The organism is Neobacillus drentensis (genome assembly GCF_036965425.1).
GTDB classification, from domain to species: Bacteria; Bacillota; Bacilli; order Bacillales; family Cytobacillaceae; genus Neobacillus; species Neobacillus drentensis_F.
The window spans coordinates 14,394-40,398 of the sequence record NZ_JBALPP010000009.1 but is presented as its reverse complement, the minus strand read 5'-3'; the positions used below and the strand labels follow the sequence as shown (position 1 = coordinate 40,398).

24 protein-coding genes, 1 riboswitch and 1 other annotated feature are annotated in these 26,005 nt (G+C 41.5%); of the genes, 8 read left to right on the top strand and 16 right to left on the bottom strand.

Annotated elements, in window-relative coordinates; genetic code table 11:
* Window positions 1–133 precede the first annotated feature (133 nt).
* On the top strand, window positions 134–1,318 hold the full coding sequence (locus V7161_RS02140) for an FtsW/RodA/SpoVE family cell cycle protein (RefSeq protein ID WP_335442065.1): 1,185 nt from the start codon (window positions 134–136) through the stop codon (window positions 1,316–1,318).
* 85 nt (window positions 1,319–1,403) lie between these two features.
* Window positions 1,404–1,997 (top strand): DedA family protein, encoded by a 594-nt coding sequence (locus tag V7161_RS02135; protein ID WP_335442064.1) that lies wholly within the window; start codon window positions 1,404–1,406, stop codon window positions 1,995–1,997.
* On the opposite strand, the gene V7161_RS02130 is transcribed toward V7161_RS02135, so the two are convergent.
* The 6 genes from V7161_RS02130 to argS all read right to left on the bottom strand — a co-directional run bounded on the left by V7161_RS02130 (window position 1,994) and on the right by argS (window position 8,572).
* Window positions 1,994–2,329 carry a hypothetical protein gene (locus V7161_RS02130; RefSeq protein WP_289989528.1) on the bottom strand — a complete coding sequence of 112 codons (336 nt, stop codon included), beginning with the start codon at window positions 2,327–2,329 and terminating at the stop codon, window positions 1,994–1,996. The genes V7161_RS02135 and V7161_RS02130 overlap by 4 nt on opposite strands.
* A gap of 51 nt (window positions 2,330–2,380) precedes the next feature.
* Window positions 2,381–2,484, bottom strand: a riboswitch (guanidine-I (ykkC/yxkD leader).
* A 57-nt stretch (window positions 2,485–2,541) separates the two neighbouring features.
* Entirely contained in the window at window positions 2,542–4,365 is a 1,824-nt protein-coding gene (locus tag V7161_RS02125) for an APC family permease (protein ID WP_335442063.1), read from the bottom strand.
* A gap of 189 nt (window positions 4,366–4,554) precedes the next feature.
* Window positions 4,555–5,046, bottom strand: a complete 492-nt coding sequence (locus tag V7161_RS02120; protein WP_335442062.1) for a methylated-DNA--[protein]-cysteine S-methyltransferase — start codon at window positions 5,044–5,046, stop codon at window positions 4,555–4,557.
* A gap of 27 nt (window positions 5,047–5,073) precedes the next feature.
* A complete protein-coding gene (locus tag V7161_RS02115) occupies window positions 5,074–6,258 on the bottom strand; it encodes an MFS transporter (RefSeq protein ID WP_335442061.1) in 1,185 nt (394 codons plus the stop codon).
* Window positions 6,259–6,338: 80 nt separating this feature from the next.
* Complete coding sequence (locus V7161_RS02110) at window positions 6,339–6,806, bottom strand: DinB family protein (protein WP_335442060.1); 468 nt, start codon at window positions 6,804–6,806, stop codon at window positions 6,339–6,341.
* A gap of 71 nt (window positions 6,807–6,877) precedes the next feature.
* Entirely contained in the window at window positions 6,878–8,572 is a 1,695-nt protein-coding gene (argS, locus tag V7161_RS02105; protein WP_335442059.1) for an arginine--tRNA ligase, read from the bottom strand.
* A 51-nt stretch (window positions 8,573–8,623) separates the two neighbouring features.
* Window positions 8,624–8,838: a binding site (T-box leader), on the bottom strand.
* Window positions 8,839–8,941: 103 nt separating this feature from the next.
* Between argS and V7161_RS02100 the strand changes: the two genes are divergently transcribed.
* Together V7161_RS02100 and V7161_RS02095 are read left to right on the top strand one after the other, a co-directional pair.
* Complete coding sequence (locus tag V7161_RS02100; protein WP_335442058.1) at window positions 8,942–9,193, top strand: alpha/beta-type small acid-soluble spore protein; 252 nt, start codon at window positions 8,942–8,944, stop codon at window positions 9,191–9,193.
* Between the two features lie 134 nt (window positions 9,194–9,327).
* The gene (locus V7161_RS02095; protein WP_223596297.1) at window positions 9,328–9,594 is read left to right on the top strand and encodes a hypothetical protein; all 267 of its coding nucleotides are present in this window, start codon (window positions 9,328–9,330) and stop codon (window positions 9,592–9,594) included.
* 171 nt (window positions 9,595–9,765) lie between these two features.
* Here the strand turns inward: V7161_RS02095 and V7161_RS02090 are convergent, their stop codons facing one another.
* Window positions 9,766–10,335, bottom strand: a complete 570-nt coding sequence (locus tag V7161_RS02090; RefSeq protein ID WP_335442057.1) for a TetR/AcrR family transcriptional regulator — start codon at window positions 10,333–10,335, stop codon at window positions 9,766–9,768.
* A gap of 217 nt (window positions 10,336–10,552) precedes the next feature.
* On the opposite strand from V7161_RS02090, the gene V7161_RS02085 reads away from it, so the two are divergent.
* Entirely contained in the window at window positions 10,553–11,152 is a 600-nt protein-coding gene (locus V7161_RS02085; RefSeq protein ID WP_335442056.1) for an undecaprenyl-diphosphatase, read from the top strand.
* A gap of 47 nt (window positions 11,153–11,199) precedes the next feature.
* On the opposite strand, the gene V7161_RS02080 is transcribed toward V7161_RS02085, so the two are convergent.
* Genes V7161_RS02080 through V7161_RS02070 form a run of 3 tightly spaced genes read right to left on the bottom strand, consistent with a single transcriptional unit; the run spans window position 11,200 to window position 13,765 of the window.
* Window positions 11,200–11,982 (bottom strand): ABC transporter permease, encoded by a 783-nt coding sequence (locus tag V7161_RS02080; RefSeq protein ID WP_335442055.1) that lies wholly within the window; start codon window positions 11,980–11,982, stop codon window positions 11,200–11,202.
* Between the two features lie 5 nt (window positions 11,983–11,987).
* Window positions 11,988–12,791, bottom strand: coding sequence for an ABC transporter permease (locus V7161_RS02075; protein ID WP_335442054.1), 804 nt, complete (start codon window positions 12,789–12,791; stop codon window positions 11,988–11,990).
* Window positions 12,788–13,765 carry an ABC transporter ATP-binding protein gene (locus tag V7161_RS02070; RefSeq protein ID WP_335442053.1) on the bottom strand — a complete coding sequence of 326 codons (978 nt, stop codon included), beginning with the start codon at window positions 13,763–13,765 and terminating at the stop codon, window positions 12,788–12,790. The genes V7161_RS02075 and V7161_RS02070 overlap by 4 nt, the downstream gene beginning before the upstream one ends.
* Window positions 13,766–13,922: 157 nt before the next feature.
* Here V7161_RS02070 and V7161_RS02065 point away from each other — a divergent pair, with 157 nt between their 5' ends.
* On the top strand, window positions 13,923–14,828 hold the full coding sequence (locus V7161_RS02065) for a nuclease-related domain-containing protein (protein ID WP_335442052.1): 906 nt from the start codon (window positions 13,923–13,925) through the stop codon (window positions 14,826–14,828).
* Window positions 14,829–15,219: 391 nt separating this feature from the next.
* Window positions 15,220–17,424, top strand: a complete 2,205-nt coding sequence (locus V7161_RS02060; RefSeq protein ID WP_335442051.1) for an MMPL family transporter — start codon at window positions 15,220–15,222, stop codon at window positions 17,422–17,424.
* Window positions 17,425–17,468: 44 nt separating this feature from the next.
* Here V7161_RS02060 and V7161_RS02055 read toward each other — a convergent pair whose 3' ends face one another.
* The 5 genes from V7161_RS02055 to V7161_RS02035 form a co-directional block, all read right to left on the bottom strand.
* Window positions 17,469–19,373 carry an ABC transporter permease gene (locus V7161_RS02055; RefSeq protein ID WP_335442050.1) on the bottom strand — a complete coding sequence of 635 codons (1,905 nt, stop codon included), beginning with the start codon at window positions 19,371–19,373 and terminating at the stop codon, window positions 17,469–17,471.
* Entirely contained in the window at window positions 19,348–20,118 is a 771-nt protein-coding gene (locus V7161_RS02050; RefSeq protein ID WP_223596282.1) for an ABC transporter ATP-binding protein, read from the bottom strand. The genes V7161_RS02055 and V7161_RS02050 overlap by 26 nt, the downstream gene beginning before the upstream one ends.
* 149 nt (window positions 20,119–20,267) lie before the next feature.
* The gene (locus V7161_RS02045; RefSeq protein ID WP_335442049.1) at window positions 20,268–21,239 is read right to left on the bottom strand and encodes a sensor histidine kinase; all 972 of its coding nucleotides are present in this window, start codon (window positions 21,237–21,239) and stop codon (window positions 20,268–20,270) included.
* Window positions 21,239–21,940 (bottom strand): response regulator transcription factor, encoded by a 702-nt coding sequence (locus V7161_RS02040; RefSeq protein WP_335442048.1) that lies wholly within the window; start codon window positions 21,938–21,940, stop codon window positions 21,239–21,241. Before V7161_RS02040 ends, V7161_RS02045 begins: the two co-directional genes overlap by 1 nt.
* Before the next feature lie 101 nt (window positions 21,941–22,041).
* The gene (locus V7161_RS02035) at window positions 22,042–23,118 is read right to left on the bottom strand and encodes an ArsR/SmtB family transcription factor (RefSeq protein ID WP_335442047.1); all 1,077 of its coding nucleotides are present in this window, start codon (window positions 23,116–23,118) and stop codon (window positions 22,042–22,044) included.
* A 101-nt stretch (window positions 23,119–23,219) separates the two neighbouring features.
* Here V7161_RS02035 and V7161_RS02030 point away from each other — a divergent pair, with 101 nt between their 5' ends.
* Window positions 23,220–24,140, top strand: a complete 921-nt coding sequence (locus V7161_RS02030; RefSeq protein WP_335442046.1) for an MBL fold metallo-hydrolase — start codon at window positions 23,220–23,222, stop codon at window positions 24,138–24,140.
* 60 nt (window positions 24,141–24,200) lie between these two features.
* On the opposite strand, the gene V7161_RS02025 is transcribed toward V7161_RS02030, so the two are convergent.
* On the bottom strand, window positions 24,201–25,856 hold the full coding sequence (locus V7161_RS02025; RefSeq protein ID WP_335442045.1) for an FAD-binding dehydrogenase: 1,656 nt from the start codon (window positions 25,854–25,856) through the stop codon (window positions 24,201–24,203).
* Window positions 25,857–26,005: the final 149 nt, after the last annotated feature.

Genomic DNA, 26,005 nt, shown 5'->3' with positions numbered 1-26,005 from the left:
AAATGAAACCTTTCATCTCCATAATCGTTATATATGTTAAAGGAATGTAATATATTTCCTAAAGGGTGTGGGAGGGCAAAGCTAATCTCTTTCAGCAACACCTCCTTAATCGCGGATAAAATGGGTGTGACGAATGGAAAGATACGTAAAAAAAGCAGACCGATTTGATTGGACGTTAACATTATTATTGATTCTTTTTTTCCTGATAAGTTGTGCGGCCATCTATAGTGCACAAACCTCTGCCCAGTACGATGAAAATTTTTTAGTCAAACAAGTTTTCTGGTATGCCGTTGGGGCTGGAATTATCTTAGTATCCATCTTTATCGATAGCTATCAGTACAAGCGTCTCTCCTGGTATTTATATGGATTGGGTCTTTTATTGCTGCTGGCTGTTTATCTTGCCCCGGAGTCCATTGCTCCCCATCGAAATGGGGCAAAAAGCTGGTTCATCATTCCCAAACTAGGCTCAATCCAGCCTTCCGAATTTGTTAAAACCTTTTTAATTTTAGCTCTTAGCCGTGTCATTATCATCCATCAAGAAAAGCATTTGGAGAAATCGCTGAAAACGGATTTTCTTTTACTATGTAAATTGGGGATTACCACGGCAGTTCCGCTCGGATTAATTATGCTGCAGCCTGACTTGGGAACAGCACTCGTTATTCTCTCTATTCTAACAGGGATGATTTTAGTGTCTGGGATCACATGGAAAATCATTTTACCAATTTACAGCTTCTTTGCTTCCCTTGCAGGCCTAATTTTTTATCTCGTTTTGCAAAAGCCTGAATTTCTTGAAAAATACCTTCATGTTCAAACCTATCAATTTAACCGGATTTATGCCTGGCTTGATCCGAATAATCATTCCACCAGTTCCAGCTACCACTTATTAAAATCATTAAGTGCCATTGGTTCCGGTCTCATTTCCGGAAAGGGTTTTAGCCAACGCGAAGTGTATATTCCTGAAGCCCATACCGATTTTATCTTTGCCGTCATCGGTGAGGAGTATGGATTTGTCGGCGGCAGTATTGTTATCGGCCTTTTCTTTATGCTTATCTACCATTTAATTAAGACTTCCTTAGAGACTACCGATCCATTTAATACATATGTCTGCACGGGAATTATCAGTGTATTGACCTTCCATGTCTTTCAAAATGTTGGCATGACGATTCAGGTACTTCCGATAACCGGCATTCCTTTGCCGTTTATCAGCTATGGCGGCAGCTCGCTGATGGGCAATATGTTTGCTATGGGTCTGGTGTACAGCATCCGCTATCACCATCGAACCTATATGTTCTCTTCTGAAAAATCATTTAGTTCATGAAAACGATAAATATTTCTTTATTAGATAAACTGTTATAAAATAAATCATGTTAAAAATATATATATTTCTTAAGTGAAGGTGAACTATGGCACACTATATTAACTCTATTTTGGAGTTCTTATCGCAATTAGGTTATTTAGGCATTGCCTTAGGATTGATGATAGAAATTATCCCAAGTGAGATTGTTTTAGGCTATGGCGGTTATATGATTTCTCAAGGTCATCTCAGTTTTCCTGGTGCCGTCATTGCCGGTACGATCGGCGGCACAATTGCCCAATTGTTTTTATATTGGGCAGGATATTATGGAGGCCGGCCTTTTTTAGAGAAATACGGAAAATATGTCCTGATAAAAAAGAGCCATATCGATATTGCTGAAAATTGGTTTAATAAATACGGAGCCGGCGTTATATTTTCGGCACGATTTATTCCGGTCGTCCGACACGCTATATCTATTCCAGCCGGTATTGCCAAAATGTCAGCTGCTAAATTTACTCTCTATACCGTGGCAGCAGTCATTCCGTGGACCATCCTTTTCCTTTATTTAGGTCAAACCTTGGGCAGCAACTGGTCCCATATTAAAGAAAAAGCCCATCCATTTGTCGTGCCATTTATTATTGCCGCCCTTGTGATTGGAGCCATTTACTTTTTAATCAAAAAAACAAAGAAAACCACCGACTAAGCGCGGTGGTTTTCTTCGTTTTTAGAAAATTTCCTTTGAGCCCAGGCATCCAGTTTTTTCACATGCTGCTTGCCGATGGTCAGTCCGTAAATAATGAGCAGGACAATAATCAAAGTAAATAAATCTAATTTCCCCGTTGAAATAAAGTTTATTATTCCCATTAACACTTGTGGAATTACTCCTGTAATGATCACCAAGAAAGTTGCGATCTTAAACCAAAAATCCGATTTTAATCCATAGCGGGCATATAACAGAAAAAAGGTGGATGACCACGCAAGTACCTCAAGACTGACTAATATGGCCCATTTATTTTCAACTAAAAAATCCATCATGTTCTCCCTCCTCAAAATAAAAAGCCTAGAAGAAATATCGTTCATCGATAATTCTCCCAGGCTTTTATCCTTCCGTGTCACAGAAAAGCTTCTCTGTGCGTTTTCTCTCGGACCAGACTGACCTCAAAAGCCACGGAACCCTAGAAAACTTTTTTATATTTATTTAATAAAGTCATTCTATCACAAAAAACCGTGTACGGCATTGCCAGTTTTTACTTTTTAAAATGAAACGGCAATGTCGAGACAATAACTTTCTTTTTAAAAATCAGATACGCTCGAATTAAAAAACTGGATTGATTGTGCAGGATATTATGCCAGCTTTTCTTTGTAATAAATTGCGGAATCAACACGGTGACCCGGTAATTGTTCTCGCTTGCTTTATGTTCAACCGTATCAATAAATTTCGAAAGTGGCTGAAGAACACTGCGGTAATGGGAATGCAAAGTGACAAGCCGGACATCTGGCTGCCATTTCTCCCATTTTTCCTCGAAGCGCTTTTCGTCCTCTCGATCAAACGAAACATACACTGCAAAAATTTGATCCGTTAATGATTTGGCATAATTAATCGAGTTTTCTACTACCTTTGTTACTCCTGCAACTGGAACAATTATCACATTTCCATCGATTTTAAGGGCTGGTTTTTCCGGATCAATCCTTAATTGTTCGCCAACCGCTTCATAATGCACTTTAACTCTCAGGAATGCAAAAACAATTAAAGGCAGGAAAATAAACACAAACCACACTTGGCCTAATTTTGTGACAAAGAAGATAATTAAAACCGTTAAGGTAATAAGGGCACCTATTAAATTGGCAGTAAGCTTTGCTACCCATCCTGCCGGCTTTTCTCGAAGCCACTTAATAATCATCCCCGTTTGAGACAAGGTAAACGGAATAAATACCCCAACCGCATAAAGAGGGATTAAATGCTCTGTCTTCCCTTTAAATGCAATAATAAGCAGGATTGAGGCGATGCCTAAGGAAACAATCCCGTTCGAATAGCCAAGCCGGTCTCCCCTGATAGTAAACATCCTAGGCATATATTTATCCTTTGCAAGAGCAAAGGCCAACAATGGAAACGCAGAATAGCCGGTATTGGCGGCCAGCACCAGAATAAGGGCAGTCGTTCCTTGGACAAAGAAGTAAAGATAATTTCGTCCAAAGGTTTCTTTGGCAATTTGTGATACAACTGTTTCCTCTGCTTTTGGAGCAATTCCGTAGTAATAAGCAAGGAAAGTAATCCCCGTAAATAAAAGAGCAAGGAGTGACCCCATTAATATGAGCGTTTTTGCTGCATTTTTTGGTGCCGGGTTTTTAAAATTGGGTATCGCATTCGATATTGCCTCAACCCCCGTTAATGCCGAGCATCCTGAAGCAAACGCGCGCAGGAGCAAAAATAACGTTATTCCCTGAACTGGAGCCCCAATGGCTACATGATGTGTCGCCGATACTTGACCAGTGAAGATCTTAAAAATCCCCACCCCAATCATAATAAACAGAGCAACAACAAATAAATAAACCGGATAGGCCAGAATCGAAGCAGACTCTGTAAGACCGCGGAGATTTAAAATCGTAATGAAAATAACTAACACACAAGCAATAGAGACAGTGTGTGCATGTAAAGATGGAAACGCAGAGGTGATGGCATCTGTACCCGCTGATACACTAACAGCCACCGTCAATATGTAATCAACTAATAATGAACCACCTGCAATTAAACCAGCCTTCTCGCCAATGTTCTCCTTTGAAACAACATAGGCACCACCGCCATGCGGATAAGAATAAATGATTTGCCGATAAGATAAAATTAAAGCTGCTAAGAGAACTAGTATCCCTACTGCAATGGGAATCGAATACCAAAACGCAATCACGCTAATTGTTGCAAGCACAATCAGGATTTGTTCCGTCCCGTATGCCACAGAGGATAAGGCATCCGAAGACAAAATCGCTAATGCCTTGAAAATATTTAATTTTTGTTCGCCTAAAGCCGTTGATTTTAACGGCCGTCCGATTAATAATCTCTTAACAGAAGAGAGCAAGTGTTTCACCCACCGTTTTTGAAGTAGAATTACCGATTGATTTTATCACAAGATATGGGATTATTTGAAGTGTTTTATTTTTGACAAAGGTTCTTATTGTTATTCTTTACGAAACTCCTTCGTTTATGAGGCAAAAAAACATGGAGATATGAGATTCTCCATGCACTCGGTTCTATTCAAAATGGCTGTTTATTTCGCAGCATTGACCTCAGCGTCTAGGAGCATTTTTTGAATCGGTGTATGGCTGCCGGCATATCCAACCAAATTACCATTTTTCCCAATCACACGGTGGCAAGGAATAATAATGGGTATTTTATTATTCCGATTTGCCTGGCCGACCGCTCTGACTGCTTTTGGATTGCCAATCATTTCAGCCACATCCGCATAGCTTCTTACTTCACCGTAAGGAATTGTTTGAAGGGCACTCCAAACCTTCTTCCGAAAATCGGTTCCTTCTGCGGCAAGCGGTAAATCAAACTCTTTTCGCTTGCCGCTGAAGTATTCATCTAATTGACGAATGGCTTCCCCGCAAAGCTCCATATCTTCTTGAATGTCTGGATGTTCTGTTAAGTACTTTTCCCAGTCTTCTTCAAATAGCTCGACTCGTTTTATCCCTGTTTTATCTGCAATGACTCTTATTTTTCCAAAGGGGGCCTGATAAGCGGCAAACCCTATTCTCATAAAAACCTCTCCTAATCTTGAAACCATTTATCCTTGCTGGGCAAGACTCCGACGCTCTTTATAAATAAAAAAGAAATAAAGCAGCATCGAAATAAAGACCGATAGCGCTGCCGCTTTGTAGATACTGCTGTATCCAAGCAGGTGCCCGATTTGTCCGAATACAATCGCCCCGAAACCGATGCCTAAGTCAAAAAAAGAAAAGAAGGTGGCATTAGCCATCCCACGGCGATTTAGAGGCGTTTTTTCAATCGACCATGCCTGCAGCGCTGGCTGCACCGTTCCAAAACCAAGCCCATATAGAATAGCAGCCAGATATAAGACAAGACTGTTTGGCAGCCAGGCAAGCAGCACCATTGCCAGCATGATTAATAAGGTGCCCGGAATATAGACTGCTTGATGGCCTTTTCGATCATACAGCTGTCCTGAGAAGGTTCTTGTGACCATTAAGGCAGCCGCATAAAGCAAGAAGTACCATTGTAGTCCTTCGATATGTTTTTCAGCCGTATATAACGGAAGAAAAGTAGCAATCCCGCCAAATGTTACAGTTAGAAAGAACATTAGCATGGAAGGCTTTAAAGCACTTTTTTCATAAAGATTCAGCTTTGCTGGTGCCTGGACTCGTTCCACCTTTTTATAGCGGATTTTTGAGGATAACAGCAAAGCCACCAGACCTAAACCCGCGCAAATAAGGAAAAATTGCTTAAAAGAAATGATGCTCGTCAGTGCAAGCCCTAGCGATGGACCAAAAGCCAAGGCCAAATTCCCCGAGAGTCCATAATAGCCCATTCCCTCGCCCCTTCTGGCAGCAGGAATTAAATCGGTCGCAATGGTTCCGGATGCTGTAGTGGAAAATCCCCAGCCTACTCCTTGTACTACCCGCACCATAAATAAGAAGGTAATGCTCGTCATGAACCCAAAGGAGCCCACTGAAATAACAAAAATGGCTAATCCCATTAAAAACACATAGCCTCTTCCCCGTGTCTCCAGCGTTTTTCCTGCATAGGGACGCAGCAACAAGGATGAGAAGGTAAAAATGCCCACCACAATCCCTATTAATTGATCGTTCCCCCCTAATTCCTCAACGAATAAGGGAATGGTCGGAAGGGTCATTTGAAATCCAATAAATACAAAAAAGTTCGCCAATACAATCAGAACAAAATCCCTTGTCCAAATCCTTTCCTTTGGTCTGTCTTTCATCTGTTGGTTAGCCATAAACTTAAAATTACTTCCTCTCTTGAAAATGAAAAATCGTTTCTACCAATTGGTAGAAACGAACTTTCATTTATCATTTGTTATTTTTCCTGAGCTGATTCAATCACGCGTTTCATCGCTTGGATTTGCCCTAAATGAGCCGCCTCGTGGAAGATTCCAAAATGTGCGACTTCCCCGAAGGTTTCTAACCCGAGAAACGGTGTTTTCAGCTTTTCATTGAAACTCTCTGCAGGAATTTCTTTCATTCTTTGGATTTGCTCTTTTAACTGTACTGATAATTCCTTTACGGATGGAACATCACCGTTCCAATCAGCCGGTTTTGTGCCAGTTGCAAACAGTTCCATATAATTTGCTGGTAAGTTGGTTGATTTTTTTGGAAAGCCAAATAAGAATTGCTCCGCCACCGTTAACACATGGCCCACATGCCAGCGGATTGTGTTGTTAAAGCCTGCCGGCTGAACATCCACAATGGACTCATCAAGAGCATCAACATTTTTTAAAAAATAGTTCCTTGCGAATTCAAAGCTTTTAAAAAGTAATTCACTCACCTATTTAGCCCCCCCTAACGTTTTCATCACTATTTTATACCATAATCAACCAATTTTGAAGTAAAATGAATTTACATTTCCTCGGGGGCTTGAATGCCTAACAATCTCAATCCTTCTTTCAGGACAACTGTTACCGAGTACACAAGTGCTAAACGTGCTCCTTGCTCTTCACTTTCTTCTAGCACCTTTACCTCCGCATAATATTTATTGAAGGCTTGTGCCAGGTCTACCACATATTTTGCCACCTGCGAAGGATCGAAGTTCTCACTTGCACGTTTAATGGCATGAGAGAATTCCATTAACATGCTGATAACCTTCCATTCTTTTTCCCATGAAGTGCTGTAGGCATAGTCCGAAGCATTCGCCTCCCATTTTCCTTTTCGTAAAATCGAACAGGCTCGGGCGTAAGTGTATTGGACATATGGTCCTGTTTCCCCTTCAAACCGGAGCATCTCCTCTAAAGAAAATTCAATATCGTTCATACGGTTATTTTTTAAATCATGGAAAATAACGGCCCCGACGCCCACCTGTTTCGCTACTTCATCCTTGTTGGACAGGTTTGGATTTTTCTCCTCGATATTATGTCGAGCCATTGCAATCGATTCATTTAACACTTCTTCTAGTAAAACAACCTTGCCCTTACGAGTTGACATTTTCTTTCCGTCCTTCAGCATCATGCCAAACGGAACATGGACCATTTTCTCAGCCCAGTCATAACCCATTTTCGTTAACACAGCGATTAACTGTTTAAAGTGAAGACTTTGCTCATGCCCCACCACATAAAGAGACTTGGCAAAGTTATAGTTTTCCTTACGATAAAGGGCGGCTGCTAAATCACGGGTCGCATAAAGCGTGGCTCCGTCAGATTTTTTAATCAGGCACGGCGGCAGCTCTTCTTCTATGAGCTCCACGACCTGTGCCTGATCGGATTCGACCAGCAACTGCTTCTCTTCGAGCAGTTGGACAACCCGGTCCATTTTATCATTATAAAAAGCTTCTCCTGCGTAAGAATCAAATTCGACGTTCATTAACTGATAAATTTTTGAAAACTCTTTTAATGACTCATCGCGGAACCATAGCCATAGTGTTAATGCTTCTTCATTGCCATCTTCTAGCTTTTTAAACCAGGCACGTCCGTCATCTTCAAGTGATGGGCTGGATTCAGCTTCCTCATGGAACTTGATATAAAGCGCCAAAAGTTCTTTGATTGGGTTCTCTTTAACCTTCTCTTCGTCTCCCCAGAGCTTATAGGCAGTAATCAATTTACCAAACTGCGTTCCCCAGTCACCGAGATGATTAATCTTAATCGGCTTATAGCCGCATTTTTCCATAATTAGAGCGATGGCATTCCCAATAACCGTGGAACGGAGATGTCCCATTGAAAATGGCTTGGCAATATTAGGTGACGACATGTCGATTGTGACATTACCTCCATTGCCAATGTTTTGTGATGCGAATTGATCCTTTTCGTTGATGATTGCATTGACGACCTTTTCCGAAACAAGCTTTTTGTTTAAAAATAAATTCAGATACGCGCCGACCACTTCTACTTTTTCAAAGATCGGTGATTGGATCTGTTCACTGAGTTCCTGCGCAATCACATTTGGCGATTTACGTTTTATTTTTGCGAGGCGAAAAACTGGAAAAGCCAAGTCACCGTGCGCTTGGTTTTTCGGTTTTTCAATCAACAGTTCAAGATCATGGAGCGAGATTGCCCCCTCTAGCACCTTAAAAAGTATTTCAGCGAGTTCCTTCTTAAAATTCATCGTTTTTGACCTCCTTTTTTCTATATAAACAAAAAACCCCCGCCTCTTATAAAAAGAGACGAGAGTTTGAATATCCCGCGGTACCACTCTAATTGTTCAATATGAACCAGCTTTCCCTTTGTAACGGAGGATTCTCCGGCGTACCTTACTCAGTTTCAGGCAAGCATCTCAAAAGTGCGTTTCATTATCTGCTCCGTATCAGGCTCCCACCGTCCCTGACTCGCTATCACTTCCTAGATAACTACTCTCTTTTTCATTGATTTTTCCGAATTGATTATCAATTATTATACTGGATAAATTAGGATTTATCCATAGGCCGCTGATTATTTTTTTCACAATGGAAATCCTAAGGGATAAGGAGGGATTTTTATGGCCAGAAGGAATAAAATTCTTGTTCCAGATGCTAGAAGAGGATTGGATGAGTTAAAAGCGAAGGTCGCACAGGCCAGCAGGCCCGAGGATGCAAAATTTGAAGCTGCAGAAGAGGTAGGCGTCCCGCTCCAAAAAGGATACAACGGCCAGCTCACCTCCGAGCAGGCTGGAAAAGTTGGCGGCAGGCTTGGCGGCAGCATGGTCCGCGAACTCGTGAAAATGGCACAGCAGAATTTAGCAAAAAAATAATATGGAAATGGGGCCAGTTTTGCTGGCTTCATTTTTTTGCAATAGGAAGTTTCAAAAAAGTTTGACGATTTTGTGACAAAAAGTTTGACAATTCTGTGACAATTGGTAGAATATTCAGTAAAGGGGAGTGAATCGTGATGCAAATCAAACATTTAAAAAGCTTATTTACCTTCAAAAAGATTGCTATTTATGGCAGTGGATTAGGGATTATTCTTATATTGCTCGGACAATTTGGAAGCGGTTTCAATTCATTTTTCTTTACTGCGCTAGGATTCGGCATCCTATTAGGCGCTGTGGTGAATTACCTTTTCGGAACCTTTATAAGTTTAATGGAAGAATATACTATTAAAAGTAAAGAGGAACCACAATTTGCGGTGTCCTCGCGGAATTTTTATCATTAAAAAAAAGACTTGTGTTCTTGCACAAGTCTTTTTTTGTATTGTCTATTTTTTAAGGTCCATTGTCTCTTTTTTTGGTCGGTTTGTCTATTTTTCTTAGTACTTTGTCCATTTTTTCTGCTGGTTTGTCTATTTTTTTGTGCTCTTTGTCCATTTAAACATTTTTTACCAGAATTACACTAGTCCTTTTAATAAAAATACCTTCATCACTTCGGCGATTTGTTCTGAGCTTAGCGGTTCATGGTTCCTTTCCCAGTCTGAAACCAGTGCGATATACATTTTTAATAGCAGAAAGCTTGTGATTTCGGTGTCTGCTGCCGGAATCGCTCCCTTCGTTATCGCGCCTTCAATTTTCCTCTTCAGATACTCGATTATTTCATTTTCGACATGCTGGAGCTTTTCCGAAACAGCTAATGTTCCCATTTCCTTCTCTTCTTGAACAAGCTTAATCATCAACTGGTGCTGAGAGCGGAATTCTAAGAGGCGATAGAGCGCCCGGTGAACATTTTCTGTAAACGGCAAATCCGGTTGAATCACAAACTCCGCCTCCGCAATCATCTCCTTCACCAATGAAGAAATGATCTCTTCAAACAATTCTTCTTTATTTTTAAAAAACGTATAAATGGTTCCTTTCCCAACATTCGCGAGCTTTGCGACTTGGTCCATGGTCGTTGCCTTATAGCCAAACAACGAAAAAGATTTCGTTGCTGCTTCGACAATCATTTTTCTCCGATCGAGCGCCATTTTCAAACCCCCGCCCCTTTGACTAATTTAGTTTTTCAGTCACTTATATATTTCCACTATAACATAGCTGAATTTGGGATTCAATTGGAAGAAAAAAACATGGCCCATCGCCATGGTTAAAAAGCTTACAAGTTTGTAAGTAAGTGTAATCTTATTCCATAGCAGCGGGGCCTCGGCTCTTTTTACAATAAATGTATCAAGAATATGGAGGTTTGTTATGTCATTTTCCAAAATAAATATTGATGTCTTTCGCTCGATCAATGATTTGGGTTCACAATTTTCCGCCTTGAACACTATGGTGATTTTTATGGCAGAATATATGTTGTATTTTTTATGCTTAATTATTGTCCTATTTTGGTTCTCAAGAAAAACCAAAAATCGAAGGATGGTTATCCAGTCACTTTTTGCCTGTACACTTGCTGAAATCCTTGGAAAAGCTGCGGGCCAGTTTTATTCGCATCACCAGCCCTTTGCCGTACTGCCGCATGTTAATAAACTAGTGGAACATGCTGTTGATAATTCCTTTCCCAGTGACCATACTATCTTATTCTTTTCCATTTTTATCTCCTTTTGGATGGTTCGAAAAAAAGGCTGGTGGTTATGGCTTGTTATCCCATTCTGCGTTGGTGTATCCCGAATCTGGGTTGGTGTTCATTACCCTGTCGATGTGGCTGCTGGTGCTCTTTTAGGAATTATATCCGCACTATTGGTCTACTGGATCATGCCTAAACTTTCCATCATAAATAGATTTCTAGTACTTTATGAGGATATCGAACAGCGCCTTTTACCTTTTAAGAATAAGTCCAAAAGTTTATAAAACCCACAGAGCCTGTGGGTTTTTCTCTTAATTCTGTCCCCATGATATTACGATCCTGTTGAACGATAGTGTCTTACACCAATTTGCCATACGAGCAAACATGGAAGTAAAAACAAGCTTCCCAGCACTGGTGTGAGCATATACAGAAGTTCATTACCGTCAGTTCTTCCCAAAATATAAAGTAGTGGCAAATAGTTCACGGTTCCAAATGGAATGACATAGGTAAAAAAACGGGTCACCCATTTTTGATAGATGTTTAATGGATATTGGGCCATTTCCCGGCCGCCATCGGTAAAAATATTAGCCACTTCAAGGCCCTGCACGGTCCAAAAACACATGGTAGCTGCAAGCATATAGATTCCTGTAAAAATAAAAACACCGCTTGTTACCATTAGCACAAGGGTAATAGCTTTAATCAGGGTCCAATCAATGGGAAGATTGCTCAAGGCCCAGATTAATACAAGGGCGCTTTGAAGCAGCCGCCCAGCTTTCGTAAACTCAAATTTTGATCCAAGCACCTGGATAAATGTACTTCTCGGACGTACTAGAATCCGGTCAAAATCCCCTCTGACGACAAGGCTCGAAAACATATCATACCCTCTAGCAAAGCATTCACTCAAACTGAAGGACATATGAATGACGGCGAAGCAAAGCGCCACCTCAAAAAACTGCCAGCCTTTTATTTGTCCGAACCGGTCAAACAAGAGGTAAAGCCCGGCAAAGACGGTAAAAGGAATAAAAAACTGGCCGGCCGTGAGGAGCCAAAAGGATGTGCGGTATTGCATCTGTGATTTAAAGAGAATTTGAAGGTACTTGAAATATAATTTCATATTGGTTACCCTCCTTGGACGACGACTTTTCGTAAAACACGATTCATGCTGATTCTTCCCAGCCAAACAAGAACTAGCAAATACACCAGTTGAATGGCAATGCCGATGAGGGCTTCTTTTTGCGGAATATGCCCTGAGTAAACTCTGAACGGAAAATCAGCCGTCCAGCGGAACGGAAGCACATTAGCTATATTCTGCAGCCACGATGGCATTAATGGAACCGGAATAATTAAACCTGCAAAAAATTCACCGAGGATACCAAATATCAGCAGCGACCCCATAGGGGACATGGTTATAAAGACGGATATGTACAGAAACATGGAGATGGCTACTAGAAGCAGTAACCCTAGCATTAGGGCGCTTAAGAATAATAGAAAAGCAGATAAACTTGGTGGAAAAGTCATGTTGTAGGGCTTTGGCAAAAAGAACGAAACGATTAAGATCGGGAAACAACGCAGTATGGCGCTTGATAACCGCTGCGCCAACAGTTTGGCAAACCAAAAGCCATAGAGCTCACACGGACGGCAAAGCTCGTAAGCGATATTGCCGCTCGTGATTAAATCAAACAGCTCACTATCGCGAAACCACACGGTAACGAATACCAGAAATGCTTGCTGCAGCCATATGTAGGTGATTAGTTCTTTTAAGGAAATCGGTTGAGTAGCCGCGGCGTTTTCGTAAAATGCTTGAAATACCATAATGGTAATGAATCCCCAGAAAAATTGGGTGGCTACACCGGCGAGTGCAGCTGCCCGGTACTGCATGCCATTAAGGAGACGAAGCTTCAACACGGATAGATATACCCTCATATTTGATACTCCTTATAAAGCTGCACGATGATATCCTCAATAGGCTGTGTTTCGATTGTGACATCTACCAGGTCTACTTGGGTGGTTAAATGAGTGATAATATCCGATGTTTTAAAGTTGGCTGTGTCTACACTTAATACTGCGCGCCCTGGTGACCATGAAAGAACTGATGCTCCTGGTATTTGAATCGGATCTGCCCTTTGTTTATATTCCGCTGTAATTGTTTTTTGGGTGCCAAACCTCTTTCTTAATTCTCCCAATTGGCCGTCGTACAAAAGGCTCCCTTTTCCGATTAGGATTACCCTTTCTGCAAGCGCCTCTATGTCATTCATATCGTGGGTGGTGAGGATCACGGTTACTCCTTTTTCTTGATTGATCGTTTTGATGAATTGGCGGACGGCGATTTTCGAAACAGCATCCAGCCCAATGGTTGGTTCGTCTAAAAATAGGATGTTTGGATTATGTATGAGGGAAGCCGCAATTTCACAGCGCATCCTCTGCCCAAGGCTTAATTGGCGGACGGGTGAATAGATGACTTCTTGTAGTTCAAGCGTTTCTATAAGCAGGTCTGTGGTAGTTTTATATTCTTGCTGCGGAACTTTATAAATATCTTTAAGGAGTTCAAACGAGTCTATTACCGGAACGTCCCACCATAGCTGAGATCGCTGACCGAAGACGACGCCGATATTTTTTACATATTTGGATCTATCTTTCCAAGGAGTGTACCCCATTATCGTGCAGGTCCCGGTTTCAGGCACCAATATCCCGCTCATGATTTTGATGGTTGTTGATTTGCCTGCCCCATTTGGACCGATATAGCCGACGATTTCACCCGTGTTTATGGTAAATGAGACGTTTTTAAGCGCTTCGACAATGGTGTGTTCCCGGTGGAAAAGGGCTTTCGCCGCCTGCCAGAGTCCCGTTTGGCGCTTAGCGACTTTATAGGACTTGCTTATGCCTTTTAATTCGATCAACTTTGGATTCGCCTCCTTGTATTTTGCCGAGGAGGAAAATAATAACATTCGGTTCTTGTTCATGTCAAGAATTTTCTAAATTGTAGTAAAACGTTCATGTTTTTGGACGATGTATGGTGGTATTTTTTTATAAAATGTTTTTGAAAGGATGTGGCATATGGTTAAAAAGCCCCTTACGAAAACAGCTGAATTAATCGCTCTAGGCATTTTAAACACAAGAATGGATTTATCAAAAGATGACAAGCAAAATTATTTAAGCCTGAAAAAAGGTTATGAAGGTGAGGTAAAGTTTAATTCTTTTACAGAAAGGCTTGGGTGCGAATGTTTGATTTTAAATGGGCTGCTGTTAGAGGTCAACAATACTAAATTCCAAATTGATTCATTGGTTATTTCGCAGCCAAAGATTTTCATGAACGAAGTTAAAAACCTTGAAGGTGAATACTATTATGAAAATGGAAGGTTTTATTACATAAACGGAAGCGAACGAAAAGATCCACTAATCCAGTTGCAACGAAGCTCATCTTTACTTCGCCAATTACTCCAAAATCTTGGGCTTTACATGCCTATCAAACCATGGGTTGTTCATATCAATCCCGAGTTTACCCTATATCAAGCCTCTCGACACGATCCCATTATTTTACCGACAAAGGTCAATAGCTATATGAGAAAATTGGATATGATGCCATCAAAATTAAATGGCAAACATGAGAAGCTGGCTGACAAATTGATATCACTGCATATTGAAGAACCTCCTTATCCAAGGCTGCCGCCCTATCAATATAATCAGATGCGAAGAGGTGTTACTTGTGCATTGTGCCATTCCTTTTCGATTTTTGTGTGTGGCCATAAATGTGTGTGTGGTGAGTGTGGCCACGAAGAGCTGGTTGAGGCCGCGGTATTGAGATGTGTGGAGGAGTTGAGGCTTCTTTTTCCGAAGATGAAAATAACCACTAGCGTGGTTTTAGATTGGTGCCTAGTTTTTGAGTCAAGGAAACGAATAAGCAGAATACTAGGGAAAAACTTTAAAATTATTGGGGATCGCCGATGGGTTCTATATGAATAAAGAGCATTATGGCATTGTATAGGACACTTTAGTCAAGGCCTTTGCATGCTTTAGTCCCATAGAGGCCTCCTATGGGACATTTCACTTGAACTTCGTTTCTATTTTGTCCTATAGAGTTCGCCCATGGGTCATTTCACTTGGACTTCGTTTCTATTTTGTCCTATAGAGTTCGCCCATGGGACATTTCACTTGGACTTCGTTTCTATTTTGTCCTATAGAGTTCGCCCATGGGTCATTTCACTTGGATTTCAATTCTGTTTTGTCCCAAAGTGCTTCTCTATTAAAATTTTCCACTCCAATTTTCACAAAAACCACTTTTAATCTTTTATTCATATTCCATTCACAATCAAAGCTTAAGCTGTAATCAAATCTTGAATGGGAGTTGAATAGGATGATGAATCCGTTACAAAGTTTAGTGAAATTTTCAAGCAGTAAACGCGGGGCCAAAGTGGTTCTTTTCATCTGGGTTGCCGCTGTTTTATTATTAAGCACACTCGCACCGTCCTCAAAACAGTATTCCGTAAGCAGCAAGGAAGGAAGCGTGAAGAACGATACTCCTTCCGCTATTGCCAACCAAATAATAAAACAACAATTTCCGTCTAAGGAAGGGCTAACTGGGGTACTAGTCTTTCATCGCGCCGAAAAACTAACTGATAAAGATCGACAAAAGATAAACGAAGTCAGCCAATGGCTTAGTTCCACCAAAAAACCCCCAAAAATAGAAAGCTCGCTGCCCTTTCACCAGTTCCCTAAACCGGTGCAGGATCAAATGTTTTCTAAGGATGGAACAACCTTGCTCCTCAATTTCACTTTAAAAGAGGGCACGGATTCCAAGGATGCCAATGAAACAATTAAGGTCATGAATGACCAACTGAAACAATTAAAATTAGGATCCCTACAGACAGAAATCACTGGACCTGCTGGTATTTCTTCAGATACCATTTCTATTTTTAAAAACGCCGACTTTGTTTTAATGATGGGAACCATTATATTGATCTTTGTTTTATTATTAATCATTTACCGCTCTCCCTTATTAGCCCTAACTCCATTAATCATTGCGGCTATTGTGTACCAGGCTGTGGACCGGGTATTAGGATTTGCAGGAAAACATGATTGGTTTGTTCTTGATAGTTCAGCTATATCCATCATGCTGGTTCTCTTGTTTGCAGTGTTAACCGATTACAGTTTGTTTATTTTCTCCCGTTATCGTGAAGAGCTAAAAAACTACTCCTCCAAATATAGCGCCATGGGGGAGGCGATTCACCATGTTTCAGAACCCATATTATTTAGTGGCGGCACAGTCCTTTTATCAGTGTTAACTCTATTCGCCACTGTGTTTATGCCATATAATCACTTTGCTCCTGTTTTTTCAGTAGCAATAGTCTTTATTCTCATTGCTGGATTAACCTTAATACCAAGTATCTTTGCTTTAATGGGGCGAAAAGCCTTTTGGCCCTTTATTCCGAGTGCAGATGAAAAAACGAAAGCAGGCTTTTGGAATAAGGTTAGCAAACAGGTCATGAAACATCCCGCCGTCATAACTGCGATCTTGTTAATCGTACTGCTTGGCGGCGCGCTCAATACCACATCGATTCAATACTCTTTTAATATTATGAAGTCGTTTCCGGAGGAGCTTTCCTCACGCCAGGGCTTTGAATTATTGGAAAAACACTACCCGGCAGGGCAATTAGCCCCCGTAACGGTTGTTTTAACAAGCGATGAAAGCATCGTATTAGATGAGAAATTTTTAAAAAGTGTCAAAACGCTTGAGGAGAACTTAAAAGCGGTCAAAGGGGTGGATTCCATCAGCCAAGGACCGACAGATGCAAATCTTAAGGACCAGACAAAGCTGCCAGACGGGTTTAGTGGGGAAAATAAAAGGACCTTTAAATGGCAGTTGATTTTAAAAGATAATCCATATGATAAAGGTGCACTAAAAACCGTTCAAAAACTCCGTAATCAAACAGGGAAAATCCTTAGCGAAAGCGGCCTTGCTACAAACAGCTATCATTTACACTTTGCCGGCCAAACAGCAGAACAATTGGATATTCGGGCGATGAATCAACGGGATACGATTATTCTCTTTTCCCTTGTTACCGTGTTAATAACATTCATGCTAGCGCTGCAAACCCGTTCCATCCTCTTGCCGCTGCTAATGATGGCTACCATTCTATTGTCGTTTGCAGCGACCCTTGGCTTCGGCTGGATTTTCTTCCACAATATCCTGGGGTTTGATTCGATCAGTTATCGATTGCCGGTCTACACCTTTGTCTTTATGGTCGCACTCGGCGTGGATTACAATATCATGCTGGTGTCGCGTATTAAGGAAGAAGCACTAAAGTCTTCTTGGAAGCAAGCAGTTGGAAACGGAGTAGCCTTAACAGGAGGCGTTATTTCTTCAGCCGGGATCATCCTCGCTGCAACCTTCGCCGTGTTAATGACACAGCCGCTGCAAGAGCTATTCTTGTTTGGGGTGACGATGGCTTTAGGTGTGTTAATGGATACGTTCTTAGTGCGCGGCATGCTGCTGCCTTCCATTTTGCTTTTAGTAAAAAAACAGGGTAAACCTCAAGAAATAACTATAAATTTTGATTAAATGAATACAAATACACCGTTCAGGAAATCTGAACGGTGTATTTGCTAAACCAACGTTTTCTTTAAGTTTCGTAAATAACGGAAACGAATTAATAAGAAATAAATGAATTGTGCGATTAAGAAACTTGCTAGGACAATGACAATCTCTTTTGCAATCGATAAGGAGAATAAGCTTTGCAGGGCCATGAATGCAAAGACACTATGCACGAAGGCTACTAAAATAGGAACAAAAAACAGCAGTGAAAGCTGACGGGTTACAATTTTGTTCAGCTCCTGATCTGTCAAGCCAACCTTCGTAATCGTTAAATAATGGCGTCTGTCGTAATCCAAATCCGCATACAAGCGGAAGTATAAAAAGCTTCCTGCCGCAATAAAGAAGACAGCCCCAATCAGTAACGCAACGAACAGCATCATCTTGTACATACTCATTTGATTTTCATAAATCGTTCCGCTGACTGTCATCGAGTAAGGGCCCTTATCAGAATAATACTTCATGCCATGCTCGACGAGATTCTCACCAATGCCGGATGTTTTCTTAAGGTCACTAGTGTAAAAGCCAGTATATATTTTAGTCCTTTCAGGAGTTACTTTTTCAAAAAGTTCATCACTAATAACGAGACCCTCAGAAAAAATTAACTGCATCGGAAGGACAACATATTTGGACATCTTGCTTTGACGAAGCTTCATATGGTCTTGTTTTAATGTATACGTCACTTCTTCCGGGTTACTAAAGGATCCCGTCCGCATTCCTAGCACTTCTTTTCCGGCAAGACGCTTTTCTTCAACAGCATATCCAGCCCAAGACATTATTTTCTTATAGTCTGAGAAGGAAACAACTGGTATTTCCTTTGGTGTAAATCGATCGGTAGACGATGCAACAGCAATATATTTTATCAGAACTTGATGGGATGTATATTCCAGCTTTCTTTCCTTTAGTTCCTTTTCAATTTGCAATAAATTCTGCTGTTGAACGGGTTGATCATTATTAGCTAGATAACTGATTTCTGCCGGAAAGTCCTGTTTCACCTGCCTGTTCATTACATTCATGGAAGCGAGTGTCCCAACGGCACAGAAGGCTACGGTCGATACGATGGTCACCATGAAAAACATTCTGGCATTATCTTTTAAGCGATATGCAAGAGAGGAAATCGTAATAATATTTGTTTTTTTCCAAAACAGTCCGCGGTTTTTCTGTAGTAATTTGGTAATGAACACGGATAGCTGGGTGTAAAAGAAATACGTTCCGACAATGGTCATTCCAATTACGGGAAACATCCGGAAAATCAATGTCTGCAGGGTAGTAGTGGCAGACAAATAATAACTGGCAATAAGCAAGACGGCTGAGAGCAATGATAAGAACGGTGATACCTTTGGCTCTGTTTTAGGCTTCTCCCCCGCTTGGAATAAATCGATTAATTTGTTTACTCTCACAAGTGCTGTTGTGAATAACGAAATACAGAAGAATAGAATGATAAAGGCACAGGTTGTCAGCAGCAATGCTTTTTCAGAAAAATAGAATCTTAGTGGACCGATGCCAATCATCTTCGCCCCTATCATTAAAAATAGTTTTCCAGTGATTACCCCCAGACCAATCCCAACCACAATTGCTCCAAGTCCAATCAGCATATTTTCTAAAAACACCATAAGGTTCAATTGGTTCCTTGTCATTCCATGCATCATGAGAATACCGAATTCTCGTTTCCGAGATTTGAGAAACGTGCTGACAGAATAGAGAACAAAGAGGAAGGAAAAAACATACATAATCACTTCCGCAGCTGTCATTAATTGGATGGCCGCAGTTTTCGTCACACCCTGTTTAATATCTGGATGAAAAATAAATAGTGCGTATACAAAGAAAATCAATACGGAAAAGGCGCTGCTTAAAAAATAAGCGGCATAGGTCCGTTTATTACGGACGACATTTCTATAAACGAACTGCGGAAAGGTCACGGCTTTCTCCTCCTAACAAGGCAAGCATGTCCATGATTTTTTGGAAAAAGGCTTGGCGGTTCTCCCCGCGGTAGATTTCGTTATAGAGCTTTCCGTCTTTAATAAAAATGACGCGGTGGCAATAGCTGGCAGCAAACGGATCGTGTGTTACCATTAAAGCTGTTGCTTTTTCCTCTTTATTAATAGCTGTAAATGTCTCCATAACATCCTTAGAGGCCTTTGAATCCAGGTTCCCCGTCGGTTCATCGGCCAAAATGAGGGAAGGGCTGTGAATGATGGAGCGCGCAATCGCAGTTCGCTGCATTTGTCCGCCGGAGATTTCATAGGTTCTCTTTTTTAAAATGGAATCAATTCCTAGTTTTTTCGTCACATATTGCAGTTTTTTATCCATCTCTTTTACGCTTTCGCCATCAAGGGTTAGCGGCAGGACAATGTTTTCCTCAACCGTTAGCGTATCCAGCAGGTTAAAATGTTGAAAAACAAAGCCAAGCTCATGCCGTCTGAATAACGCCGTTTCTTTTCGATTTAACACATGCGGATTTTTCCCATTGATAAATATTTCACCGGCGGTTGGCCGGTCGATCGTTGCAATTAAGTTTAAAAGAGTCGTTTTCCCACTGCCCGAAGGTCCCATAATCCCAACAAATTCCCCTTTTTCAATCGAAAAATTGATATTGTCTAAAGCCTTATGGGCGACTTTCCCCTCATATATCTTTTCTAAATGTCTCACTTCCAAGATGGACATGAACTCACTCCCTGTATTATTGATAACCCAATTGTAGCGAGAACCCCACCCATCTCCCATTTCCTTAACTTACAGTTACCTTACAATTTAGTAAGAAAACAGTACTGTCCATCCCAGGAGGACATATGTGCACGAATGGTGCCTGACACCTATATTATGATACGCACTATTGTCCCTTCGTTTAGGGTGGATTCTATTTCGATGCGGTGGCCTAGTTTTTCGCATATTTGTTTGACGAGGTAGAGGCCCATTCCCGTTGATTCTTGGAAGTTGCGGCCATTTTGGCCTGTGAAATAGGGGTCAAAGATACGTGGTAAATCGCTTGAAGGGATCCCCACACCTTCATCCCGAACTTCTAGAACTACATTGATTCCCCGTTGATACCCATGGAAATAAATTTTCCGTCCCTCTTCGACTGTATAACGAACCGCATTTGTTATCAGCTGTGTCAACACAAAGGACAGCCATTTCTCATCAGTGGCCACACTTAAATTCCCCTCAAATTGAAAGTTTGGAAATACTCGGCTGCGAATAAATAATCGTTTTTGGCTTGAGGTGACCGTTCGGACAACCTTTTGTAAATCAAGGGTCTCAACATAAAAATCCCTATCGAATGTATCGAGGCGGGCAGTATAAAGAACCATCTCGAGCCCTTTTTTCAACCGATCAAGTTCATCACCAATAGCCGTAAAGCGCGGGTCGTCCTCGTCCTGAATCATTAAATGGATAACGGACAATGGTGTCTTCATTTGATGAACCCATTGATTGATAAACTGGATATGGCCTTCGAGCTTGTACTTATAATTATGTAAATCTGTTTTATAAAGGCGGAATTGGCTTTTTAGAAGCCGCTGTAAGCCCTCTGCCAGGGGCGATGGCTGCAGATCACCTGAAAAGTCCTCCATTGATGTGAGCGGTTTTTCCAACCGTTGATAAAAGGAGCGATTCGTCATGTAGCGAATGAAGAGATACCCTATCAGTAGGAAGCCACTAAGGAAAGCAGCATATAAACTTATCATCAAATTTCGATAACCATCCAGCCAATAAATGAACGAGATGACCAATAATTGAAGAAGATAAAAAATAATTAGAAGAATTTGCTCGCGGAAAAAAAGCTTCATTATTTATTATCCTCCCAGATCGGAAGGAGCCGATATCCCTGGCCGCGAATCGTTTGAAGTGCTTCCGTAATCTCTAAAGAAGCCAACTTTTTCCTCACCCGCGTAATATATACATTCAAAGTATTATCATCAACAAATGCCTGGTCGTCCCAGATTTTTTCTAACAGCCGGTCACGGCTCACCACCCGCTCTGCTCTTTTCATCAATTCATCCAAAATTTTTGCTTCCGTATGGCTTAGCTCAATTTCCTGTCCGCTAAAAGTAAGACTCATTCGTTCAACGTCAAGCGTTAGTCCTGCAACAGTGGTGGTCCGTCCATTTTGTGAACTGGCATAGGTCCCATATGCCCGTCTGAGCTGACTATTAATTTTGGCGGTGACGATCTCATAATCAAAAGGCTTCGTGATATAATCATCCGCCCCATTTTCAAGAGCCATCACTTGGTCCATTTTTCCTTCACGAGCCGAAATAAACAGAATCGGGCACGTGGAAATACTGCGGATTTGCCGGCACCAATAGTAGCCATCAAACTTCGGCAGGTTGACATCCAATAAAACGAGATGTGGATCATATTCTTCAAATTGGGTGCGGACAGCTGCAAAATCATCGACAGATTTTGTGTCATACCCAAATTTATATAAATGCTCTTTCAGCAAGCTGACCAGTTGTTTGTCATCTTCAATTATTAAAATCTTAAACATCCTCATTCTCCTTTTGCCTATCATACTCATGATTGTAACAAAAATAAGGGAAACAATGGAAACAACAAAACATCTCCCATTTTTATGAGAGATGTTCAATTTCATTTATTTTCACTTTCAGTTTCCCTAAGCTGAATAAATTGCCTCAAGCCAACAGGAAATTCATTAAATGCATCGTATTGCAATTGATAAAACACATAATAGCTTTCGCGCCTGGATGTAATTAGCCCCGCATCCTGCAGCTGCTTTAAATGTTTCGAAACCGCTCCTTCAGTAACGCCTATTAGTGCTGCCAACTCCCGCGTTGACCGAGGCTTTTCAGCCAAAAATTGCACCATCTGAAGTCTGGTCAAATCCCCCATTGCACGGAAAAATTTCAAAATGTTCTCTGGCGGCATTGGTTTTATGGCTTCCTGCTGGTTTTCCATGATTGAGTAGTTAATTCCAACCGGGTTACGGCGATTCACAAATAAGTGCGGCCAAACAAAGTAAGAAGGTGTTAATAATAAAACCTCTTCTTCCTCAAAAAAGATGTCTGCTTTAGAAATCCTCCTAATTACAGCCTTTTTTCTCTTGTAATCAATCGCAATCTCCGGCGATAGACTTTCTAACAACGGCAAGGGCCCTTCATACATTAGTTTTTTCCCTCGGAAGGTAATATCTTTTAAAATTAGTTCCTCTATTCTTGGCCATTCCTCCCTCAGACAAGTATCCCAAAAGGCCTTCAATAAATGAGTAAATCGTCGCCGGACTTCAACAGGGTTTTCCAACAATCCCAATAAAACATTTCGGGATTTTGGATACCTCTCAATGACTTTTTCAAAAAATTCGTGTTGAAGGTCCGAATGGCTCCTAATAGTATCAACAATTTTTTGATAGAATTTCTCGATCGGTATTTCCAAAAATTCCTGCAATTCCTCTTCAAAGGAGCGGAAGGTAGTACCTTGATGGCCCCAATAGCTAATAATAGGCCGTTGATAAAAGAGACTGAAGGCATCAATTTCTTCTTTTAGACCGGGACTAGCCTTTTTACGGGCATTAATCACCCAAGGAATGTGCAGCGGATGATGTTTGCAGTCATAAAAAACATGCAGGGCCAATATGGTTTCGTGCGCAGGAGAATAACTAAAGGCTATTTGCTCTGATGAAAGATTTGCAAGGTGCATGGAAAAAGACATACTAATGCCCTCCAACTTATTTACTCTTTACTCAATAAGTAGTTTGGTTTATTACTAACATCATATAATTAATGACATAAAAAACAAAGGAGTGAAAAGCGTTGAACATTTCTAAATATTTTTCTCTTCAACAATTGTCGGAGGGAGTTTATGCCGCCATCTCTACTCCAGGGACTGGCTCCTGGGCGAACGCAGGAATCATCGATATCGGAGGGCAAACAATTATATTTGATACCTTCGCCACTCCAAGCGCAGCTAGAGATTTCCGCAGCGCTGCCGAGGAGCTGACTGGCCGAAAAGCTTCTTTCGTCATTAATAGTCATGAACACATAGACCATGTACATGGCAACCAGGTATTTTCAGATGCATCGATCATTAGTACCTATCAAACAAGGCAGCAGATAGCGGTCCGACAGCCGAATTTCATTGACATGGTGAAAAAAAACACCCATTACCTCGATCAAATGAGGAATGAAATGAAGCAGGAAACAAACCTTGCTAAACGTCAAGAAACCGAAACTTTATTAGGTGAATATACAGCAATTACCAATGACGCTGATCGCTCCACTCTCACTTTACCGAGCATTACTTTTATAGAGAAAATGATATTCCATGGAACACGCCGTTCTGCTGAACTAATTACCTGCGGCAGGTGTCATTCATCCAGCGATTCGTTTCTATATCTGCCTGAAGACAAGATTCTTTTTCTAGCAGATTTGATGCATATCGGCTGCCATGCAGATTTCAGGCAGGGAGATATCGATAATTGGATCAACTCGCTTGATAAAATAAAATTGTTGGATGCTAGAGTTGTTGTTGCAGGGCATGGAATCGTTGGAACTGCGGAGGAATTGACGGTTATGCAAAATTATCTGTTAGACCTTAAAAAGCTTGCTTATGATTGGTCGCAAAAAGATGGAACGACGGAAAATGTTCATGAACTCGACATTCCCGGGGCGTATAAAGATTACCTGGTACCCTCCGTTTTTTACAGTAATCTGCGCTTTCTGTTGGAAAAATAGAGTAATACAAATGGAATAACACCTCCTTGGACAACCTGCCAATGAGGTGTTTTCATTTTTTTATCTCAATTCTTTAGCAATCGCCCGGCCGGCTGCTCTTCCTGAAAACAGACAGCCTCCTACAAAGGTCCCTTCCAGGGAACGGTAACCATGTACACCCCCGCCGCCAAAGCCTGATGCTTCTCCTGCAGCATACAATCCCGGGATGGCTTCTCCCGCTGCGTTTAGGATCCTTCCGGATAAATCGGTTTGTAATCCGCCTAATGTTTTTCGGCTTAAGATATGCAGGCGGACCGCAATCAAAGGTCCATTCTTTGGATCCAGAATTTTATGCGGTGTGGCGACACGGATTAATTTATCCCCAAGATAATTACGCGCACCACGGATGGCTGTTATTTGCAGATCCTTCGAAAAGGTATTATCCAATTCCCGGTCCCGCGCCTTTATTTGCCGCTCGATTTCTGCAAGCTCCAACAGATTGTCACCCGTTAGTTTATTCATACCAGCTACCAAATCAGCCAAATTATCCGCAATAATAAAATCCTCGCCCTTATCCATAAAAGCCTTTACCGGTCCAGGTGCACCAGGTAAAGCTCTTCCCAATACCTTGCGAATACTTTTTCCGGTTATATCCGGATTTTGCTCTGATCCGGATAGGGCGAATTCTTTTTCAATAATTTTTTGAGTTAAAATAAACCAAGAATAATCGTAACCTGTCTTTTGAATGGCCTCGAGTGTACCTAATGTATCGAAGCCTGGGAAATTAGGTGCGGAGAAGCGCCGGCCGCGAGCATCCAGCCATATAGAGGATGGCCCTGGAAGAATGCGGATACCATGATTGGTCCAGACCGGATTCCAATTTTGGATCCCTTCAGTGTAGTGCCACATACGATCCCGATTGACAATTCTCCCCCCTGCCTCCTCGGTGATGGAGAGCATCCGGCCATCGACATGTGCGGGCACGCCAGAAATCATATGTTTTGGAGGCTCTCCCAACCGGCTCGGCCAATTTTTACGAACAAGATCATGGTTTCCGCCTATCCCGCCACTAGAGACTAACACCGATTGCGCACGATATTCAAAGTCTCCTATTACGTCTCTGTTGCTATCCTCCCCGCGGGCAGCAGAACTCGGAGCAAGAACAGAACCGCTCACACCAACAATTGCCCCATTACTATTAATTAGACCATCAACGCGATGACGAGGGCGGAATTCCACTAATCCCTTTTTCACGTGCTCCCTAACCCTTCGTTCAAATGGAGCAACAATGCCGGGACCTGTTCCCCAGACAACATGGAAGCGTGGGACTGAGTTTCCATGTCCATCAGCTAGATATCCGCCACGTTCCGCCCAGCCTACTACTGGAAAAAAACGCACTCCCATGTCGTACAGCCAGGCACGTTTTTCTCCTGCAGCAAAATCCACATAAGCCTCTGCCCATTTTAGCGCCCAGTAATCCTCGTTATTTTCCCGGTCGAAGCCAGCCGTTCCTAACCAGTCCTGCCATGCTAACTCTTTAGAATCCTTTATTCCCATCCGGCGCTGCTCCGGCGTATCAACCAAGAATAAGCCGCCAAAAGACCACCATGCTTGTCCCCCCAACGAGGCTTCTGATTCTTGGTCTAAAAGCAGCACTTTTTTACCTGCATCAGCAATCTCTCCCGCTGCTACTAAACCAGCGAGTCCTGCCCCTACTACTATTACGTCAAAATGCATGAATTCATCCCCCCTGCCATCTATTCTTCAGTTTAACGATAATACATAATTTTCAGATATTTATATTGTATTGCTAGTATAAAATTGGAATCTAATAACAGTCAATATACTCATTTAGAAAATGTTATTTTCCATTGGTTCCTTCATTG

What these genes read in the sequence shown, in the direction of transcription:
- V7161_RS02140 (WP_335442065.1), top strand. Translation starts at nt 134, where the DNA reads ATGGAAAGATACGTAAAAAAAGCAGACCGATTTGATTGGACGTTAACA.
- V7161_RS02135 (WP_335442064.1), top strand. Translation starts at nt 1,404, where the DNA reads ATGGCACACTATATTAACTCTATTTTGGAGTTCTTATCGCAATTAGGT.
- V7161_RS02130 (WP_289989528.1), bottom strand. Translation starts at nt 2,329, where the DNA reads ATGATGGATTTTTTAGTTGAAAATAAATGGGCCATATTAGTCAGTCTT.
- V7161_RS02120 (WP_335442062.1), bottom strand. Translation starts at nt 5,046, where the DNA reads ATGAGAATAGGGTTTGCCGCTTATCAGGCCCCCTTTGGAAAAATAAGA.
- V7161_RS02115 (WP_335442061.1), bottom strand. Translation starts at nt 6,258, where the DNA reads ATGGCTAACCAACAGATGAAAGACAGACCAAAGGAAAGGATTTGGACA.
- argS (WP_335442059.1), bottom strand. Translation starts at nt 8,572, where the DNA reads ATGAATTTTAAGAAGGAACTCGCTGAAATACTTTTTAAGGTGCTAGAG.
- V7161_RS02100 (WP_335442058.1), top strand. Translation starts at nt 8,942, where the DNA reads ATGGCCAGAAGGAATAAAATTCTTGTTCCAGATGCTAGAAGAGGATTG.
- V7161_RS02090 (WP_335442057.1), bottom strand. Translation starts at nt 10,335, where the DNA reads ATGGCGCTCGATCGGAGAAAAATGATTGTCGAAGCAGCAACGAAATCT.
- V7161_RS02085 (WP_335442056.1), top strand. Translation starts at nt 10,553, where the DNA reads ATGTCATTTTCCAAAATAAATATTGATGTCTTTCGCTCGATCAATGAT.
- V7161_RS02080 (WP_335442055.1), bottom strand. Translation starts at nt 11,982, where the DNA reads ATGAAATTATATTTCAAGTACCTTCAAATTCTCTTTAAATCACAGATG.
- V7161_RS02075 (WP_335442054.1), bottom strand. Translation starts at nt 12,791, where the DNA reads ATGAGGGTATATCTATCCGTGTTGAAGCTTCGTCTCCTTAATGGCATG.
- V7161_RS02065 (WP_335442052.1), top strand. Translation starts at nt 13,923, where the DNA reads ATGGTTAAAAAGCCCCTTACGAAAACAGCTGAATTAATCGCTCTAGGC.
- V7161_RS02060 (WP_335442051.1), top strand. Translation starts at nt 15,220, where the DNA reads ATGATGAATCCGTTACAAAGTTTAGTGAAATTTTCAAGCAGTAAACGC.
- V7161_RS02050 (WP_223596282.1), bottom strand. Translation starts at nt 20,118, where the DNA reads ATGTCCATCTTGGAAGTGAGACATTTAGAAAAGATATATGAGGGGAAA.
- V7161_RS02045 (WP_335442049.1), bottom strand. Translation starts at nt 21,239, where the DNA reads ATGAAGCTTTTTTTCCGCGAGCAAATTCTTCTAATTATTTTTTATCTT.
- V7161_RS02040 (WP_335442048.1), bottom strand. Translation starts at nt 21,940, where the DNA reads ATGTTTAAGATTTTAATAATTGAAGATGACAAACAACTGGTCAGCTTG.
- V7161_RS02035 (WP_335442047.1), bottom strand. Translation starts at nt 23,118, where the DNA reads ATGTCTTTTTCCATGCACCTTGCAAATCTTTCATCAGAGCAAATAGCC.
- V7161_RS02025 (WP_335442045.1), bottom strand. Translation starts at nt 25,856, where the DNA reads ATGCATTTTGACGTAATAGTAGTAGGGGCAGGACTCGCTGGTTTAGTA.